Annotated in this window: 17 protein-coding genes; 1 reads left to right on the forward strand and 16 read right to left on the reverse strand. The window is 41.3% G+C overall.

Annotated elements, in window-relative coordinates; genetic code table 11:
• Nucleotides 1-12: 12 nt before the first annotated feature.
• The 13 genes from MLD65_RS11175 to MLD65_RS11235 form a co-directional block, all read right to left on the reverse strand.
• The gene (locus MLD65_RS11175; RefSeq protein WP_243291952.1) at nucleotides 13-756 is read right to left on the reverse strand and encodes a YwmB family TATA-box binding protein; all 744 of its coding nucleotides are present in this window, start codon (nucleotides 754-756) and stop codon (nucleotides 13-15) included.
• Between the two features lie 85 nt (nucleotides 757-841).
• Nucleotides 842-1075 (reverse strand): DUF1146 family protein, encoded by a 234-nt coding sequence (locus MLD65_RS11180; protein WP_243291953.1) that lies wholly within the window; start codon nucleotides 1073-1075, stop codon nucleotides 842-844.
• An 83-nt stretch (nucleotides 1076-1158) separates the two neighbouring features.
• A complete protein-coding gene (gene nuoN, locus MLD65_RS11185) occupies nucleotides 1159-2622 on the reverse strand; it encodes an NADH-quinone oxidoreductase subunit NuoN (RefSeq protein ID WP_243291954.1) in 1464 nt (487 codons plus the stop codon).
• 7 nt (nucleotides 2623-2629) lie between these two features.
• Nucleotides 2630-4138 (reverse strand): complex I subunit 4 family protein, encoded by a 1509-nt coding sequence (locus MLD65_RS11190; RefSeq protein WP_243291955.1) that lies wholly within the window; start codon nucleotides 4136-4138, stop codon nucleotides 2630-2632.
• Nucleotides 4138-6000, reverse strand: coding sequence for an NADH-quinone oxidoreductase subunit L (gene nuoL / locus MLD65_RS11195; RefSeq protein ID WP_243291956.1), 1863 nt, complete (start codon nucleotides 5998-6000; stop codon nucleotides 4138-4140). Before nuoL ends, MLD65_RS11190 begins: the two co-directional genes overlap by 1 nt.
• A 24-nt stretch (nucleotides 6001-6024) precedes the next feature.
• Nucleotides 6025-6339 carry an NADH-quinone oxidoreductase subunit NuoK gene (nuoK, locus tag MLD65_RS11200; protein ID WP_243291957.1) on the reverse strand — a complete coding sequence of 105 codons (315 nt, stop codon included), beginning with the start codon at nucleotides 6337-6339 and terminating at the stop codon, nucleotides 6025-6027.
• On the reverse strand, nucleotides 6336-6845 hold the full coding sequence (locus tag MLD65_RS11205; RefSeq protein ID WP_243291958.1) for an NADH-quinone oxidoreductase subunit J: 510 nt from the start codon (nucleotides 6843-6845) through the stop codon (nucleotides 6336-6338). The genes nuoK and MLD65_RS11205 overlap by 4 nt, the downstream gene beginning before the upstream one ends.
• Nucleotides 6842-7261 (reverse strand): NADH-quinone oxidoreductase subunit NuoI, encoded by a 420-nt coding sequence (gene nuoI / locus MLD65_RS11210; RefSeq protein WP_243291959.1) that lies wholly within the window; start codon nucleotides 7259-7261, stop codon nucleotides 6842-6844. The genes MLD65_RS11205 and nuoI overlap by 4 nt, the downstream gene beginning before the upstream one ends.
• Before the next feature lie 18 nt (nucleotides 7262-7279).
• On the reverse strand, nucleotides 7280-8284 hold the full coding sequence (gene nuoH, locus MLD65_RS11215) for an NADH-quinone oxidoreductase subunit NuoH (RefSeq protein WP_243291960.1): 1005 nt from the start codon (nucleotides 8282-8284) through the stop codon (nucleotides 7280-7282).
• Nucleotides 8284-9384 (reverse strand): NADH-quinone oxidoreductase subunit D, encoded by a 1101-nt coding sequence (locus tag MLD65_RS11220; protein ID WP_243291961.1) that lies wholly within the window; start codon nucleotides 9382-9384, stop codon nucleotides 8284-8286. The genes nuoH and MLD65_RS11220 overlap by 1 nt, the downstream gene beginning before the upstream one ends.
• 3 nt (nucleotides 9385-9387) lie before the next feature.
• The gene (locus MLD65_RS11225; RefSeq protein ID WP_243291962.1) at nucleotides 9388-10611 is read right to left on the reverse strand and encodes an NADH-quinone oxidoreductase subunit C; all 1224 of its coding nucleotides are present in this window, start codon (nucleotides 10609-10611) and stop codon (nucleotides 9388-9390) included.
• A gap of 1 nt (nucleotide 10612) precedes the next feature.
• On the reverse strand, nucleotides 10613-11125 hold the full coding sequence (locus tag MLD65_RS11230; protein ID WP_243291963.1) for a NuoB/complex I 20 kDa subunit family protein: 513 nt from the start codon (nucleotides 11123-11125) through the stop codon (nucleotides 10613-10615).
• Complete coding sequence (locus MLD65_RS11235; RefSeq protein ID WP_243291964.1) at nucleotides 11116-11490, reverse strand: NADH-quinone oxidoreductase subunit A; 375 nt, start codon at nucleotides 11488-11490, stop codon at nucleotides 11116-11118. The genes MLD65_RS11230 and MLD65_RS11235 overlap by 10 nt, the downstream gene beginning before the upstream one ends.
• A 589-nt stretch (nucleotides 11491-12079) precedes the next feature.
• On the opposite strand from MLD65_RS11235, the gene MLD65_RS11240 reads away from it, so the two are divergent.
• The gene (locus MLD65_RS11240; protein WP_243291965.1) at nucleotides 12080-13063 is read left to right on the forward strand and encodes an ornithine cyclodeaminase family protein; all 984 of its coding nucleotides are present in this window, start codon (nucleotides 12080-12082) and stop codon (nucleotides 13061-13063) included.
• A gap of 225 nt (nucleotides 13064-13288) precedes the next feature.
• Here the strand turns inward: MLD65_RS11240 and MLD65_RS11245 are convergent, their stop codons facing one another.
• The 3 genes from MLD65_RS11245 to atpG are packed head-to-tail and all read right to left on the reverse strand — an operon-like array spanning nucleotide 13289 to nucleotide 16029.
• Nucleotides 13289-13687, reverse strand: coding sequence for a F0F1 ATP synthase subunit epsilon (locus tag MLD65_RS11245; RefSeq protein ID WP_243291966.1), 399 nt, complete (start codon nucleotides 13685-13687; stop codon nucleotides 13289-13291).
• 28 nt (nucleotides 13688-13715) lie between these two features.
• Nucleotides 13716-15137: a F0F1 ATP synthase subunit beta gene (gene atpD, locus MLD65_RS11250; RefSeq protein ID WP_243292006.1), complete on the reverse strand. Its 1422-nt coding sequence runs from the start codon at nucleotides 15135-15137 to the stop codon at nucleotides 13716-13718.
• A 34-nt stretch (nucleotides 15138-15171) separates the two neighbouring features.
• A complete protein-coding gene (atpG, locus tag MLD65_RS11255; RefSeq protein WP_243291967.1) occupies nucleotides 15172-16029 on the reverse strand; it encodes an ATP synthase F1 subunit gamma in 858 nt (285 codons plus the stop codon).
• Nucleotides 16030-16057 lie beyond the last annotated feature (28 nt).

Genomic DNA, 16057 nt, shown 5'->3' on the forward strand with positions numbered 1-16057 from the left:
AATTTCTCTATATTAATATTCAGTCGTTATGATTGGTGTTCCTACTACGACGGTAGTATTGCCGCCCAATCCTGCGTTTCGTAACGCAACTTGAATATTCATGTTGCCTTCATCCGTGGGAATGACTTGTTCCCAATCTGATGTTAAACCCGATACCGAGACAAAGTTTGATTCGGTCAATGCCTCGATCGGTTTTGCTCGAAATCTGTCTAAAATTTTTTCCGCTTGAATTTGCAAAACACCTTCCATCTTATCACTTGTATGACCTTTAACACAAGTGAAAATCTTAGCATTTCCATTCATTTTACGCAAAATTTTTTCGTTGAAATAACGGTTCAGTTCTCCCCACTTTTTTTCTTGCCAACCGTGAACAGTAGCATGATAAAGTATATACGATTGCGAGTGGCTGTTTATGGTGGTGGTTACAATTTGAAGTGTTTCATGTAAATTTAGATCGTCACGTTTGCGTTTGCCAATCCATTTTGTTACATGTTCCTCTTGGACTTGACTCCAATTATATTGACGAAACTGTTGTTGAAAAAGTTGCACATGTTTGGAAATATTTTCTTGACCTTGGATCGGCTGTTTAACATAAACGCTCCATTCATCAACTGAAATATTTTCAAGCCGTAATCCGTCCACAATGGTTTTCACATTTGTTTGATCACTCGTAGCGTCTATCATCGTTTGTTTCCCTAAAAAAGTGAGAATAAGAACAAAGACAATTATGAGTAACATCAGATCTTTTTTCTTCATTTCCGACACTTCCTCTCCTTATTTAAAAGTGTTACCGGATAAGAAGTGTCCATACTTGGAAAAAGTCGTCAAAATTAGACATGTATTAAGGAAGCAGGTAGGGAATTTGCTTGGACCAAAACAAAAAATCTAGGAAAAAATTACTAACCGTTGAACCAATCGTAATGGTTAATAATATAAGTAATAATCTCGCCTCGAAAACTCGGCCTTTTCGAATCACTTTTTCAATGGGTAATGCTTGAAGACCATACCATGTAATGACAATAAATATAAGATGCGAAACGATGCTAATTATTGCTTGTTGACCTAATGCTGCCATCCATTAGCCTCCTATTCCAAATAAGCTGCGAATCTTGTTTGTAAAAAAGAAATGAGGTAACCTCATACCTCTCAACATGTTGATCATGATACGTACAAAAGATCAAGAGCGATTTGTGGGAAAATGCCGAGTAAGATCGTAAATATCATACAAATGAAAATGACTGCCCATACCGTTTTTGACAGTTGAAAAGATTGTTCCCTTTGAGCGGGTCGGAAAAAGATTTGAACGAGTACACCAAAATAATAAACGTATGAAACGATCGTTGTAATAATCATGATAAGCGCTAAAGCGAAGTGCGCAGGATCAGTCGAAAGAGCACTTAATAATATATGAAACTTTGCAATAAAGCCGGCTGTTCCTGGTATCCCTGCCAGCGAAAGTAGAAAAACCGTCATTGCCAATGCTAAAAAAGGTGATGATTTATAAATCCCTGCAAAGGAAGAGAGATGGTGTCCTACACCTTGAATAATGGCAAACGCTCCGATGTTCATAAATATATAGGACAAAAGATAAAACCAAATCGTATCAAGATAAAAGTAAGGCGACAATGATACGAATGCGACTAATATATAGCCTGCATGTGCGATGGAAGAATACGCGAGCATTCGTTTCACATTTTGCTGCCTTAAGGCGATCACATTTCCTATGACCATCGTAAGGGCTGCAACAACCGCAATATACGGTTTTACATTCCATAAAAGCGATAAGCCGTTGTTCGTCGGTGCATTTCCGAAAATCGAGATAAACAGGCGGATGATTAAGATAAAACCGGCTGTTTTCGATACAACACTTAAAAAGGCCGTAACAGGTGTTGGTGCCCCTTCGTACACATCTGGAACCCACATATGAAACGGTACCGAGGCAATTTTAAAGCATAAACCAACGAACGAGACGAAAAAAGCTAAACCTAATACATATTGTACATTTTCCGTTCCGTTTTGTGAGAACAATAACGAAATTTCTCCTATATTTGTTGTGCCTGATAAGCCATAAATGTAACTAAACCCAAATAGCGTAATGCTTGATGCGATTCCGCCGTTAATGACATATTTCAACGCGGCTTCATTCGATTTTCCTTCACGCTTTTTAATTCCAGCTAAAATATAAGAAGATATCGACAGTAACTCTAAACCGACAAACAATGTAATCAGTTCACCACTTGAGCTCATAATCATCGCACCAAGAAGGGCTGTTAAAAATAAATAATAAAACTCACTGTAAGGAAATCGGTCATCTTTCACGTTATATCCGATGGCGAGTAACATAACAAGAGAAGCGCCGATTAATAATAAAAGTTTAAAAACTTTCGCAAAATAATCAAGGACAAATGTATCTTGTAAAATGGTCACCGTTTCTTCTTTCATCAAGAAAACAAGACTAATTGTCGCTCCTACAATTCCAATGAAGCCGAGCCAACCGAGGAGACGTCTATCTTTTTTTGACAAAAATAAGTCAAGCACTGAAAGGATGACGGCAACGCCAAGAATGATAAATTCCGGAACCATCGCTTCCCACTCATAGCTCAAAAATGTTGCAAGATCCATGCCTCATTCACCCCCCTATCCCTCTTAGCATTGTTTGGACTGTTACGATAACGGAGTCAGCCACCCACTTTGGATATACACCGAGCCCGATAATAAAAACGAGTAGTGTCATGACAGAAGCCGTCTCAACCCACTTCATATCAACCGTTTGTTTTGGACGTTCATAAGAACCGAATGTAACAGAGAGCACGGCACGAAGCATATAAGCAGCCGTTAAGATGAGACCAAGGACACCGATGAATCCGATCGTTTTATTTGCGGCAAATACACCGATAAAAGCCGTCAATTCACTTATAAAACCGGACATGCTCGGCAAGCCGAGTGAGGCCATGGCTGCGATCAGTAAAAAGCCAGAAAGCTTTGGCATGGCACCTGCGACACCGCCTAATTTTTTTAAATCGGTCGTATGAAGCCGCTCTTCCATTATATTGACGATGAAAAACAGCATCGCCGATATTAATCCATGTGACACGACTTGAAATATCGCTCCTTGCAGTCCTGCATCATTTATCGCGCCTAAGCCGAGTAAGACGATGCCCATATGGGAAACACTTGAATACGCTAAAACGAGCTTGAATTCCGTTTGTATAAGGGCTAAAAAAGCGCCAAACAACAAATTGATTAAACCTAAGATGAGAAGAAGCTGACTCACAGAAGCAAACGCCTCCGGGAAAAACCCGATTCCAAATCGAATGAGACCATATGCACCAATTTTTAATAAAATACCTGAGTGAAGCATCACAATGGCAGGGGGTGCTTGAACGTGCACCTTTAACATCCAGCGATGAAAAGGGAATATCGGTAGTTTAATGCCAAAAGCAACCAATAACGTGATCAGAAGCCATTGTTGAACCGTTGATGAAAACGGACCGCCCGCACGACTTAAAAACGTCGTTAACTCTTCGATATTCGTCGTCCCTGTTTTCGCAAAAATGGTAGCGATGACGATAAATAAAATGCCTGAACCTAAACCGTTGTAAAGTAAATAGGCATAAGCCGCTTTTTCTTTTTCGAAACCGCCCCATTTGCCGATAATAAAAAATAACGAAACGAGGGTTAGTTCAAAGAACAAGAAAAATAATACTAAGTTTTCAGCCGCAAACACACCAAGCATCCCGATGAGTAATAGAAAAAATGATCCGTAATACCCTCTTACCTTTTCTTTGATTCGAAACGAAGCAACTGCCGACAAAGTAGAAAGAAGGGCCGTAAGCCAAATCATAAGAAGTGAAAATCCATTGACACCTAGCTCATATCGAACCGAAAAGGGACGGTTATTTTCTTCTGGATAAAAGCCGAATTGCAGCCATTGTCGCGATTCCGCAATTGTCGATAAATCAAATCCTTGATGATACTTTAACAAGAGCCAGCTACTTAAAAAAAGGGATGGTAATGTTCCGAGAAACCCTAAAATCTTGACCGTTTGTTGATCCTTGTTCGGTACAAAAAATAAAAACACGATCGCAAGAAGTGGCGAAAAAATGAGGACTGTTAATAGAAAGGATGCTTGTTCCATTACCATACACCTCCTGTCAACGCGTAAATCACGAGTAATATCGCTAAACTACCAAAGGCAACGGCACCGTAAATTTGTGTCTGACCATTTTGCGCAAGTGCTCCTCTTTTCCCAAGCCATTTGACAAGACTCACGACACTGTTTGCGATTCCTTCTACAACAAATCGATCCAACCATTGTCCAATTTGTGCCGTTATCCGAACTCCGCGTACAAACGTTTTTTTATAAAAACGGTCGATAAAATATTGGTGGCCGAGAAGCTGATAAAGGTGCGGCGCTCTTGTTGACGCCCAATCTTTTGATAACAATGGTTTTTCACGATACATCGCATAGGCGAGAGCGATACCTCCTAATGAGACGACAATAGACAGGAGCACCATCCAAGCTGGACTGTCGTGATGTGTCATTTGCCATGAAACATCTGTGATTAGCCATTTTTCCAGCGGACGACCCAGTAGTGGTGAATTCAAATAACCGATGACGATAGCGAAGATCGCAAGTATACCCATTGTCCAACGCATAGACTTAGGGGATTCCTTAAGGGAATCGTCGTTTTCCTTTCTTTTCCCACCAAAGACGAGGAACACAAGACGGAACATATAAAAGGATGTGAATAACGCCGTAAGAACAGCGATGACAAATAAACCGTAATGTCCGCTTGACCAAACAGATACGAAAATTTCCTCTTTACTATAAAAGCCTGCAAATAGCGGGACACCACTTAATGATAAGGCACCGATGACAAAGAATGATGTCGTCCACTTTAATTTCTTTAAACCTCCCATTTTGTCAATGTTTTGGGTATGTACGATATGGATGACACTTCCTGCCCCTAAAAAGAGCAATGCTTTAAAAAACGCGTGTGTCGTTAAATGAAAAATACTTGCGACATAGCCAGCTGTTCCGAGCGCAAGCATCATATACCCAAGTTGACTCACCGTTGAATACGCTAGTATTCTTTTAATATCTTTTTGCGTTAAGGCGATGCTCGCGGCAAAGATCGCGGTAAACCCGCCAATACTAGCGACTGTGATGAGGGCGGTCTCACTTGCTAAAAAAATCGGATACACGTAAGCGACTAAGTACACACCTGCTGCGACCATTGTTGCGGCATGAATGAGCGCCGATACAGGCGTCGGTCCTTCCATCGCATCAGGCAGCCATGTGTGAAGCGGGAATTGCCCGGACTTTCCAATGGCTCCAATAAAAATGAGAATCGCAATGAGCGTTACCATTGAAGAAGAAACCTCTCCGTTTTGAATGCTTGTAAAGATTTCTTCATACTGAAAACTGCCAATTTGTGTGAAAAGGAGAACGATTGCGACAAAAAGACCGACATCACCAATCCGTGTCATAATAAACGCCTTTTTCGCCGCCTCTTTTGCTTTTTCCCGTTCAAAATAAAAGCCGATTAATAAAAAGGAACCAACCCCAACTAATTCCCAAAACATATAAAGCTGTAAAAAGTTTGTCGTCATCACTAATGAAAGCATAGCGAATGTAAACAAGCCAAGGTATGCATAAAAGATCGGAAAGCGGTTATTCCCTTTCATATAGCCGATCGAGTAGATATGAATAAAGAAACTAATGAGTGATACAACTAGTAGCATTAAAGCATTAAGGGCGGTTATTTGATACCCAAAAGAGATGTCCATTGTACCAATTGAAAACCATGACATTTCCGTTTGGAATGTAGGTTGATCGACTCGATCCATTAAGACGAATAGTGACAGAATCGTTGAAAGGAGCATTAGAAAGCTGGCTAGTATCCAACTTTTTTCACGTAAACTTTTCCCTAATATAAGAAGAACACAAAAGGAAGCAAGCGGAAATAAAGGGATAAGCCAAGCAATTTCCATCATCGTACATCACCTCACTCTTCACATTTAATGTTTCATTGTTTCATAGTCATTAATTTGAACCGTTTTACGCCGTCGATATATCGCAATCAATATAGCCAGTCCAACTGCTGCCTCAGCCGCAGCGATCGTCATCGTAAATAATGAGAACACTTGACCTTGCAAGGAAGGAATAGGCCCATATTTACTAAAAGCGATGAAATTCAAATTTGCTGCATTCAGCATTAATTCAATACAGATGAGGACGATGACAGTATTTCGCTTCGTCAATGCCCCGTACATTCCAATTGAAAATAACACGAGAGCTAATAGTAAATACAAGGATAAAGGAGTTGTCGTCATGGTTTCTCCTCCTTTTCTTCATCCTTTTTCGCTAAAATAATCGCCCCAACGAGCGCCACTAATAAGATGACAGAAGTCAATTCAAAAGGAATGATATAACGTGTATAAAGAAGATTCCCAATTTGTTTTGTATTATTCACATGTAAATCCGTTCCCTCTTGATGAAAATCAAGCTGATAAATACCGATATAAAACGAAATTGCAAACCCGATAATAAGAAGAAAAACGATGAACTTTTTTAATCGATTAGAAGACGTCTCTTCGTCTTGATGCTTCGTTAGCATAATGCCGAATAACATGATGACCGTAATCGCCCCAGCATAAATGAGCACTTGTACAGCTGCTACAAACTCAGCGGATAATAATACGTACAATCCAGCTAAGCTAAGAAAGGTGAAAACAAGAGCGACAACCATATGAACGACTTTCGACAATTGAAGCATAAAGAGAGCACCTAAAATCGCGATCGCCCCTAAAACGGTAAACGCCATGAACTCCCCAGTCATACTTTATTCTCCTTCCGAACATTCTCATCGTTTTCATCTAGCCATGTTAAGTCTTTAAACAGCTCATCACGGCTATATTCGGCAAGCTCAAAATTATTCGTCATGACAATGGCTTCTGTCGGGCAAACCTCTGTACATAAATCACATAAAATACAAATCTCAAAGTTAATGTCGTACGTATCAATAATTTTTCCTTTCACATTTGGATCCGGATGTTTTTTTCCCGTTAGTTGGATGCAATCGGTCGGACAAATGTTGGCACATTGGTTACAAACGATACATTTTTCTGGATAAAATTTTTGGATGCCGCGGAATCGATCGGGCATTTGAATGGGCTCATTCGGATAATCATACGTCACCTTTTTTGCCGTTAAATTTTTTAATGTATAGACAAGCCCCTTTGACAGCCCCTTCATACTTTCACCCCACTTCTTTTATTTTAAAAAGAGTTCTTTTATAAGAGCCGTAATAAAAATGTTGGCTAAGGCAATCGGTAATAATACTTTCCAGCCAAACTCCATTAATTGATCTGCACGAATTCTCGGAAACGTCACCCGAAACCAGATGAGGAAAAAGACGATAACACTAAACTTTAAGGCAAACCAAATGGCACCTGGAATAAAATCTAGAAAGAAAACAGGATGCCAACCACCGAGAAATAAAACGGTCGTTAACGAGGCCATTGCAAACAAGTACACATATTCGGAAAGCATGAAGAATGCCCAGCGAAAGCCGGAATATTCGACATGGTACCCTGCGACGAGCTCTGATTCTGCTTCAGGTAAGTCAAAGGGGGTTCTGTTTAGCTCTGCGACAGATGCAATGAGAAAAATGAGAAACCCGATAGGCTGAAGAAAAATAAACCAAACGTTAGCTTGCGCCTCGACAACGTCGATTAAGTTTAAACTGCCCGTTAATAACACGACACCGATAACCGACATCACGAGGGGGATTTCATATGAGATCATTTGTGCGGCCGCCCTCATCCCGCCAAGTAAGGCGTATTTATTGTTTGAGGCCCATCCGCCCGTCACAACCGCTATCGTCGTTAACCCCGAGATGGCGATATAGTACAGAAGACCAATGCCAAGGTCCGCAAAATGAAAAGCGTCCGTAAACGGGATTACCGCTAATACTAAAAACGCTGGGGTAAACGCGAAAATAGGTGCTAATATAAATAACGGCCGGTCTGCAGCTTTTGGAATCGTATCTTCTTTCAGAAGCAGTTTGAAAACGTCGGCAACCGTTTGTAATAACCCCCATCTCCCTCCAACTTCACTCGGGCCGTATCTCCCTTGCATAAACCCCATCACTTTCCGTTCTGCTAAAATTCCGTAAGTGACAAACCCAAGTACCATGAATAAAAAGGCTACTGCAAGTAAAAAGAACAGAAGGAAGTTCGAAACAGTGGGCACACTTTCGAGAAGGTGATTCATCATTATCCATCAACCTCCCCTAACACAATGTCAATCGCCCCTAAAATCGCGATTAAGTTAGCCATATTTTCACCTTTTAGGAGCTTCGGTAAGATTTGTAGATTATAAAACGACGGCCGTCTAAACTTGAGACGATACGGCTCTTTTTTTCCATTACTAGCAATATAGCACCCTATTTCGCCTCGTGGTGATTCAATACGTACATACGCTTCTCCTTTTGGAGGTTTAATAATTTTCGGCACTTTCGCCATAATTCGTCCTTCTTCTGGAAATTGCTCGACCGCTTGCTCTAAAATACGTAGTGACTGCTCGATTTCTTCCATTCGGCATTCATAGCGGGCATAGCAATCACCCGTCTTTCGAACAGGAATATCAAATTGAAAGCGATCATAAATGGAGTACGGATCATTTTTTCGCAAGTCAAAAGGAACACCTGTACAACGCAAGTTTGCTCCGCTTAATGAATATTGAATCGCCTCTTCCTTCGAGTACGTCCCAACCCCTTTTACGCGATTTAAAAAAATTTCATTTCCTGATACGAGATCGTGATAACCGTCTAGTTGCTTTCGCATATAAGGAATAAAGTCGCGAACTTTCTCTATCCAGCCTTCTGGCGCATCCCACTTCACACCGCCGACGCGCATATAGTTAAAGGTGAGGCGCGCCCCACTAAGCTCATTTAATAGATTAATAATCATTTCCCGTTCTCTAAAAGCATATAAAAATGGACTAACCGCACCGAGATCTAATAAATATGTTCCCCACCAAACGAGGTGGCTTGCAACTCTCCCAAGCTCCATCGCGATAACGCGTAAAAACTCCGCCTTTTCCGGAACCTCAATATTGGCCATCGTTTCAACCGCATGGCAAAGCACATAATTGTTAGTCATCGCGGCTAAATAATCCATTCGATCTGTATACGGAATAATTTGTGTGTATTGGAGGTTTTCTGCTAGCTTTTCTGTCCCACGGTGCAAATAACCTATAACCGGTGTAGCTTCTTGAATGAGTTCTCCATCAATCTTAATGACAAGCCGAAACACACCGTGTGTACTCGGGTGCTGCGGGCCAACATTTAACATCATTTCCTCCGTCCGAATCAATCGCTACACCTCCACATCAAACGGTTCATAATCTTTTCGGAGCGGATAACCGACCCAGTCATCTGGAAGTAAAATTCGCTTTAGTTCTGGGTGACCTGTAAACGTAATCCCAAGTAAGTCATAAGCCTCCCGCTCCGGCCAATTGGCACCTTCAAATAGATTTGCAACAGATTCTATTACCGGTTGCTCTCGATCAATCTTCACTTTTATGGCAACGGAATGTTGTTTTTCAAAGGAGTATAAATGGAGGTAAACTTCCATATGCGTTTCAAAGTCCGTTCCATGTAGCTCGGATAAATAGTCAAACGCTAATTCGTCATGTTGTTTAAAAAGTTGGATGACTCGCAAATAATCATCTTTTTTTACGACAAGTGTGGGAATATCTTTTGAAAGGGTATTGATGTAAGAATCCTCTAAGGCTGAATTCCCAAGATTCTTTTCCATTACGCTTTTATACAAATTTAAGAGAGGTTGATTCGGTGATGGTTTTACTTCTTTTGGCGGTTCATCTTGAGATTGTAATGCTTTTGCTTTCGCTGCCGCCGCTGCTTTCGCTTTCGCTACGGCTATTGCTTTTGCCTTTTCTTTCTCTAAATCGCTATCGGATTTGTTGGCATTCGCTTTTGCTCGTGCCGCCGCCTTCGCTTTTGCGACTGCTGCTGCTTTTTTCTTCGCGAGCTCGAGGTCTGACTCGCTTTCTTCTCCTTCCTTCGACTTTTGCTTTTTTAACGCCTCAGCTTTTGCTCGCGCCGCCGCTGCTGCTTTCTTCTTCGCGAGCTCGAGGGTGGACTCGTTTTCCCCTTCTCCCTTCGGCTTTTGTTTCTTCTGTGCTTCGGCTTTTGCCCGTGCCGCCGCTGCTGCTTTCTTTTTCGCGAGCTCGAGGGTGGACTCGTTTTCCCCTTCTCCCTTCGGCTTTTGTTTCTTCTGTGCCTCGGCTTTTGCCCGTGCTGCCGCTGCTGCTTTCTTCTTCGCGAGCTCGAGGGTGGACTCGTTTTCCCCTTCTCCCTTCGGCTTTTGTTTCTTCAACGCCTCAGCTTTCGCTCTCGCTGCAGCTGCTGCTTTCTTCTTTGCAAGCTCGAGGGTGGACTCGTTTTCCTCTTCTCCCTTCGGCTTTTGTTTCTTCTGTGCCTCGGCTTTTGCCCGTGCTGCCGCTGCTGCTTTCTTTTTCTTTTGTTCCAAATCATCCTTTTCCTCATTCGATTGCCCTGTTTTGTTTTGATCGGTCATATTACATCACCTTCTTTCCTGCCTTTGCTTCTTCACGTATTTTTCCTTTTAATTTGTTGATGCCGTAAATTAGCGCTGCTGGGTTTGGTGGGCACCCTGGAATGTATACATCGACAGGAACGATTTGATCGACCCCTTTCACAACGGCATATGACTTAATATACGGCCCCCCTGCGGTTGCACACGACCCCATGGCAATCACCCATTTTGGCTCTGGCATTTGATCATATAGCCTCCTTAATACAGGAGCCATTTTTTTCGTAACCGTTCCGGAGACAATCATGACATCGGATTGCCGCGGTGATGTGCGGAAAAACGACCCGAATCTGTCTAAATCATAATGAGATGCGCCAACACCCATCATTTCAATCGCACAACAAGCTAGTCCAAATGTTAATGGCCATAAAGAGTTACTTCTAGCCCACGCTTTTAATTGCTCTAATGTCGTTAAAAAAACACTTTGTTTTAACTCTTCCATCTCTTCTTTTGGAATTCCGGATCCATTTACATCCATTTCAACACCTTCTTTTTCCAAGCATACAGTAGTCCAATGAAGAGCATGATGACAAAAATGAGCATCTCGATAAGGGCAACAATACCTAATGATTCATAAGCAACGGCCCAAGGGTATAAAAAAACCGTTTCAACATCAAAGATGACAAAAAGCAATGCAAAGATGTAGTAACGGACATTAAATTGAATACGGGAATCATGGAAAGGCTCGATCCCACTTTCATATGTTGTTAATTTTTCTTTTGTTGGATTGTAAGGGCGTAACCATTTCCCCATTGTCAGGGCCACAACCGGTAATAAAATACCTAACAAGAGAAAGACGAAGACGATTAAATAATTATTTTGATAAACAAAAAGTGATTCCAACTGCTCGCCTCCTTATGACACGATTAATGTAATCGCTATCATTGTACCATTTTTATACATCAGCTGTCGACAGGATGAAAATGTCGAAATAGCTAGTAAAGTTTTAATAGGTTCTATTATCCATCTTATAAACAAGCCGTGCTGAATATTCTTATATTAATGAAACTATTTTAGTTATCACTTTCTCAAGTTTTTTCATCAGTTCTAGACGTTTTTCCATCACTTTCTCTATTTTTTTCATCAGTTCTAGACGTTTTTCCATCACTTTGCCGCATTTATTTATCACTTCCGATAGACATAAGACACTTATCAATAGAAAGAGCAATTTTATCTTCAATAAGTGTAGTTACTCAAACTAGACGTAAACCAACTATTATTGACAGAAAATTTTAAAATATCTAGAATGTTAAAAGAAACGAATTTAAGTGTCTCTTCAAGGTATGGGAGATTTTAGCGGGTGGCCCCCCTTAGTCACGACTACTTTACTTGTTCGTTTCCATCATTCACATGTACCAGTGCGATTTATGTCATTTCTTTAATTGCCATTCAAACACTAAAAAAGAAGAGCTTGATGAAAGGAAGTTGAAAAGTGCTCATTTTTAATGAAAAACAAATTCAGCAATTTTATAAGATAGATGATGCGATAGAGAGTGTGAAAGGCATATTGCTGGCAAAACAAGAAAATCAAGTAGAGAACCCACATCGAACCGTTCTCACATTTCCAAAATATGAAGGCTCCGCCCTATACATGCCAAGTGCGGATTTAGGAGAAGAACTGTCTGTCGTAAAAGTTGTCACGATTTTCCCACAAAATACGAAAAGGGGAAAATCAACAACACAAGGAGTCTTACTGTTGTCAGATGCTAAAAATGGCGATCACTTAGCGATGATGAACGCATCTTATTTAACAAGGCTTCGGACAGGTGCATTAACTGGTATTGCCACGCAATATTTAGCAAAAAAAGATGCACAAGTCTTAACCGTAATTGGAACTGGGGGGATGGCATTGGAACAAGTGCTAGGCGTCCTTGCTGTCCGGAACATCGAACAAATTTATTTAGTCAATCGAACGATTGAAAAAGCGCACAGGTTTGGTGAGAAACTTCATGAACATGGGATCGAACCCCCTTATGAAGTGACAAAAAATGTTTCATCAGCAGTGAGAAAAGCACACATTATTTGTTGTGCAACACGTTCCTATGAGCCAGTCTTTAATGGAGACGATTTACAACCAGGTACACATATTAATGGAGTGGGGTCATATTTACCAACAATGCGGGAAGTCGATTTAACAACCGTTTTACGAGCTTCCAAAATTGTCGTGGATGACCTGTCTGGTGTAAAAGAAGAAGCCGGTGAATTCATTTATGCAGAACGTCAAGGGAAATGGTCGTTTCAAAACATATATGGAGAGCTTCATCAACTTGTCGCAGGTGAAGCAAGTGGCCGAGAAAGTGACCAAGAAATTACTTTTTTCAAATCAGTTGGTGCCGCTTATTTTGACCTCGCATGCGCAAAAGGGGTTTATTCAAAACTTAAAGAGGATGGTGCATATACGGAGATTGAGATGTAGCAAATTTCATATGAAGGAAATCGATCATTGCACGTTTTTGGTGGTTTATTGTACCACATCTCTAGGGTTGCGCCTATTTTTCATCAGTTGCGCATTTCTTTCATAACTTGCGTGGAATTAAAATCAACTTGCGGGTTCTCCAGAGATACCCGGTATCATCTCCACCACACCCAAAATAAAAAAGGAACCTTAGCCTTAGCTTAAGGTTCCTTTTATCTATATGATTTATTTGCCTGATATGTTCAATCGGTTGATGGCACGTTGAAGTGCAAGTTCTGCACGTCTGAAATCAATGTCGTCTGCTTTTTCACGAAGGCGGCGTTCTGCACGCTCTTTCGCTGCTTTTGCACGTTGAACATCGATGCTGTCAGCTCTTTCTGCTGACTGTGCTAGGATGGTAACTTTATCAGGTCTAACTTCTAAAAAGCCTCCACTAACTGCGATGAGTTCTGTGCTGCCTCCGTTAATGAGTCTCACTGCACCAATTGAGAGTGGAGCCACCATTGGAATATGTCCTGGTAAAATTCCGAGCTCACCACTTTGAGCTTTAGCACTTACCATTTCAACTTCTGCATCGTAAACTGGGCCATCTGGAGTGACAACATTTACTTGTACTGTCTTCATGAATTGATCCTCCTCCTAGGTCCCAAAATTAAGCTTCTACGCCCATTTCCTTCGCTTTTTCAACCACTTCTTCAATGCGGCCAACTAAGCGGAACGCATCTTCAGGGATGTGGTCGTATTTTCCTTCAAGAATTTCCTTGAAGCCACGTACCGTTTCTTTTACTGGCACGTAAGAACCTGGCTGACCAGTAAACTGCTCTGCCACGTGGAAGTTTTGAGATAAGAAGAATTGAATACGACGAGCGCGATGAACGACAAGCTTATCGTCCTCAGAAAGCTCATCCATACCAAGAATCGCGATGATGTCTTGTAATTCTTTATAACGTTGTAATGTTGCTTGTACTTGACGAGCAACTTCGTAATGCTCCTGACCAACAATTTCAGGTGCAAGGGCACGAGATGTCGATGCAAGCGGGTCAACCGCAGGGTAGATACCCATCTCAGAAAGCTTACGCTCAAGGTTTGTCGTTGCATCTAAGTGAGCGAACGTTGTCGCTGGAGCTGGGTCAGTATAGTCATCGGCAGGTACGTAAATCGCTTGGATCGATGTTACGGAACCTACGTTTGTAGATGTAATACGTTCTTGTAATTGACCCATCTCTGTTGCAAGTGTCGGTTGGTAACCAACGGCAGATGGCATACGTCCAAGAAGGGCGGATACCTCAGAACCTGCCTGAGTGAAACGGAAGATGTTATCCATGAAGAATAACACGTCTTGTCCTTGCTCATCACGGAAGAATTCTGCCATTGTAAGACCTGTTAACGCAACGCGCATACGTGCTCCAGGCGGCTCATTCATCTGACCGAATACCATCGCTGTTTTCGAAATAACGCCGGAGTCTTTCATTTCGAAGTATAGGTCGTTACCTTCACGCGTACGCTCACCTACACCTGCGAATACAGAAATACCGCCGTGCTCTTGTGCGATGTTGTTAATAAGTTCCTGAATTAATACCGTTTTACCTACACCGGCACCACCGAATAGACCGATTTTTCCACCTTTAATATATGGCGCAAGAAGGTCTACTACTTTAATACCCGTTTCTAAAATTTCAACTTCTGTAGAAAGCTGCTCGAATGTTGGAGCTTGCCTATGGATTGCATCACGACGAGCTTCAGCTGGGATTGGCTCATCAAGGTCAATGTTTTCACCTAATACGTTGAAGACACGACCTAATGTAACGTCACCTACTGGTACAGAGATTGGAGCACCCGTATCTTCAACTTCCATGCCACGAGTTACACCATCAGTAGAAGCCATCGCAATAGTACGAACCGTATCGTCACCTAAATGAAGGGCAACTTCTAATGTTAAGTCAATATCGACTTCATTTTCATTACGCGCTTTATGAGAAACTTTTAGGGCGTTGTAGATTTCTGGTAGGTGTCCGCTTTCGAACTTAACGTCTACAACCGGACCCATAACTTGAGTAACGCGTCCTTTCATGATCGCTTTCCCTCCTAACTAACTTTCACAAATTTCACTATTCAAGTGCTGCTGCACCACCAACAATCTCTGTAATTTCTTGTGTGATTGCTGCTTGACGTGCACGGTTATAAGAAAGCGTAAGAGTGTTAATAAGCTCTTTCGCATTATCAGTAGCATTTTTCATTGCTGTCATACGTGCTGCATGTTCACTAGCTTTACTATCTAGTAACGCACCGTAAATTAAGCTTTCTGCATACTGTGGAAGTAATACTTCTAATATTTCTTCCGCCCCTGGCTCAAACTCATAAGATGTCATTTTATTGCTTGTCGCTATGTCTGTTAACGGAAGAAGCTTTTTCTCCGTTACATCTTGCTGAATCGCACTTACATAATGGTTGTAGTACATATAAAGTTCATCTACATGACCATCTGCAAATAATTGGACCGTTTTCATTGTAATCTCTTTAATATCAACAAAGCTTGTCTCATCACCGATCCCGACAATTTCTTCAACGACTGAAATTCCTCGTTTTTTAAAGAAATCACGACCAATTCTACCGATTGCAATAACGGTATATTCATCTTTAGATTGATGACGTTTTTGTAACGTTTGATATACCGTTCGTAATATGCTGCTATTAAACGCACCAGCAAGACCGCGATCTGATGTAATGACTAAATAACCCGTCTTTTTTACCGGACGTTTTTGTAACATCGGGTGGTTAACATCGGTGCTGCCAAGTGCAATGTTTGCTACCACCTCTTGAATTTTCTCCATGTATGGTACAAAAGCTTTTGCGTTGTTTTCTGCACGGTTTAATTTAGCCGCAGAAACCATCTCCATCGCTTTTGTAATCTGGCTTGTTTTTTTCGTTGAGGTGATTCTTGATTTAATATCACGTAAGGATGCCAAAGGTTTTCACCACCTTTATTGAAAAATA

The organism is Bacillus sp. FJAT-47783 (genome assembly GCF_022808615.1).
In the GTDB taxonomy this organism is placed as follows: domain Bacteria; phylum Bacillota; class Bacilli; order Bacillales; family Aeribacillaceae; genus Bacillus_BZ.

What these genes read in the sequence shown, in the direction of transcription:
- MLD65_RS11175 (WP_243291952.1), bottom strand. Translation starts at nt 756, where the DNA reads ATGAAGAAAAAAGATCTGATGTTACTCATAATTGTCTTTGTTCTTATT.
- MLD65_RS11180 (WP_243291953.1), bottom strand. Translation starts at nt 1,075, where the DNA reads ATGGCAGCATTAGGTCAACAAGCAATAATTAGCATCGTTTCGCATCTT.
- nuoN (WP_243291954.1), bottom strand. Translation starts at nt 2,622, where the DNA reads ATGGATCTTGCAACATTTTTGAGCTATGAGTGGGAAGCGATGGTTCCG.
- MLD65_RS11190 (WP_243291955.1), bottom strand. Translation starts at nt 4,138, where the DNA reads ATGGAACAAGCATCCTTTCTATTAACAGTCCTCATTTTTTCGCCACTT.
- nuoL (WP_243291956.1), bottom strand. Translation starts at nt 6,000, where the DNA reads ATGATGGAAATTGCTTGGCTTATCCCTTTATTTCCGCTTGCTTCCTTT.
- nuoK (WP_243291957.1), bottom strand. Translation starts at nt 6,339, where the DNA reads ATGACGACAACTCCTTTATCCTTGTATTTACTATTAGCTCTCGTGTTA.
- MLD65_RS11205 (WP_243291958.1), bottom strand. Translation starts at nt 6,845, where the DNA reads ATGACTGGGGAGTTCATGGCGTTTACCGTTTTAGGGGCGATCGCGATT.
- nuoI (WP_243291959.1), bottom strand. Translation starts at nt 7,261, where the DNA reads ATGAAGGGGCTGTCAAAGGGGCTTGTCTATACATTAAAAAATTTAACG.
- nuoH (WP_243291960.1), bottom strand. Translation starts at nt 8,284, where the DNA reads ATGATGAATCACCTTCTCGAAAGTGTGCCCACTGTTTCGAACTTCCTT.
- MLD65_RS11225 (WP_243291962.1), bottom strand. Translation starts at nt 10,611, where the DNA reads ATGACCGATCAAAACAAAACAGGGCAATCGAATGAGGAAAAGGATGAT.
- MLD65_RS11230 (WP_243291963.1), bottom strand. Translation starts at nt 11,125, where the DNA reads ATGGATGTAAATGGATCCGGAATTCCAAAAGAAGAGATGGAAGAGTTA.
- MLD65_RS11245 (WP_243291966.1), bottom strand. Translation starts at nt 13,687, where the DNA reads ATGAAGACAGTACAAGTAAATGTTGTCACTCCAGATGGCCCAGTTTAC.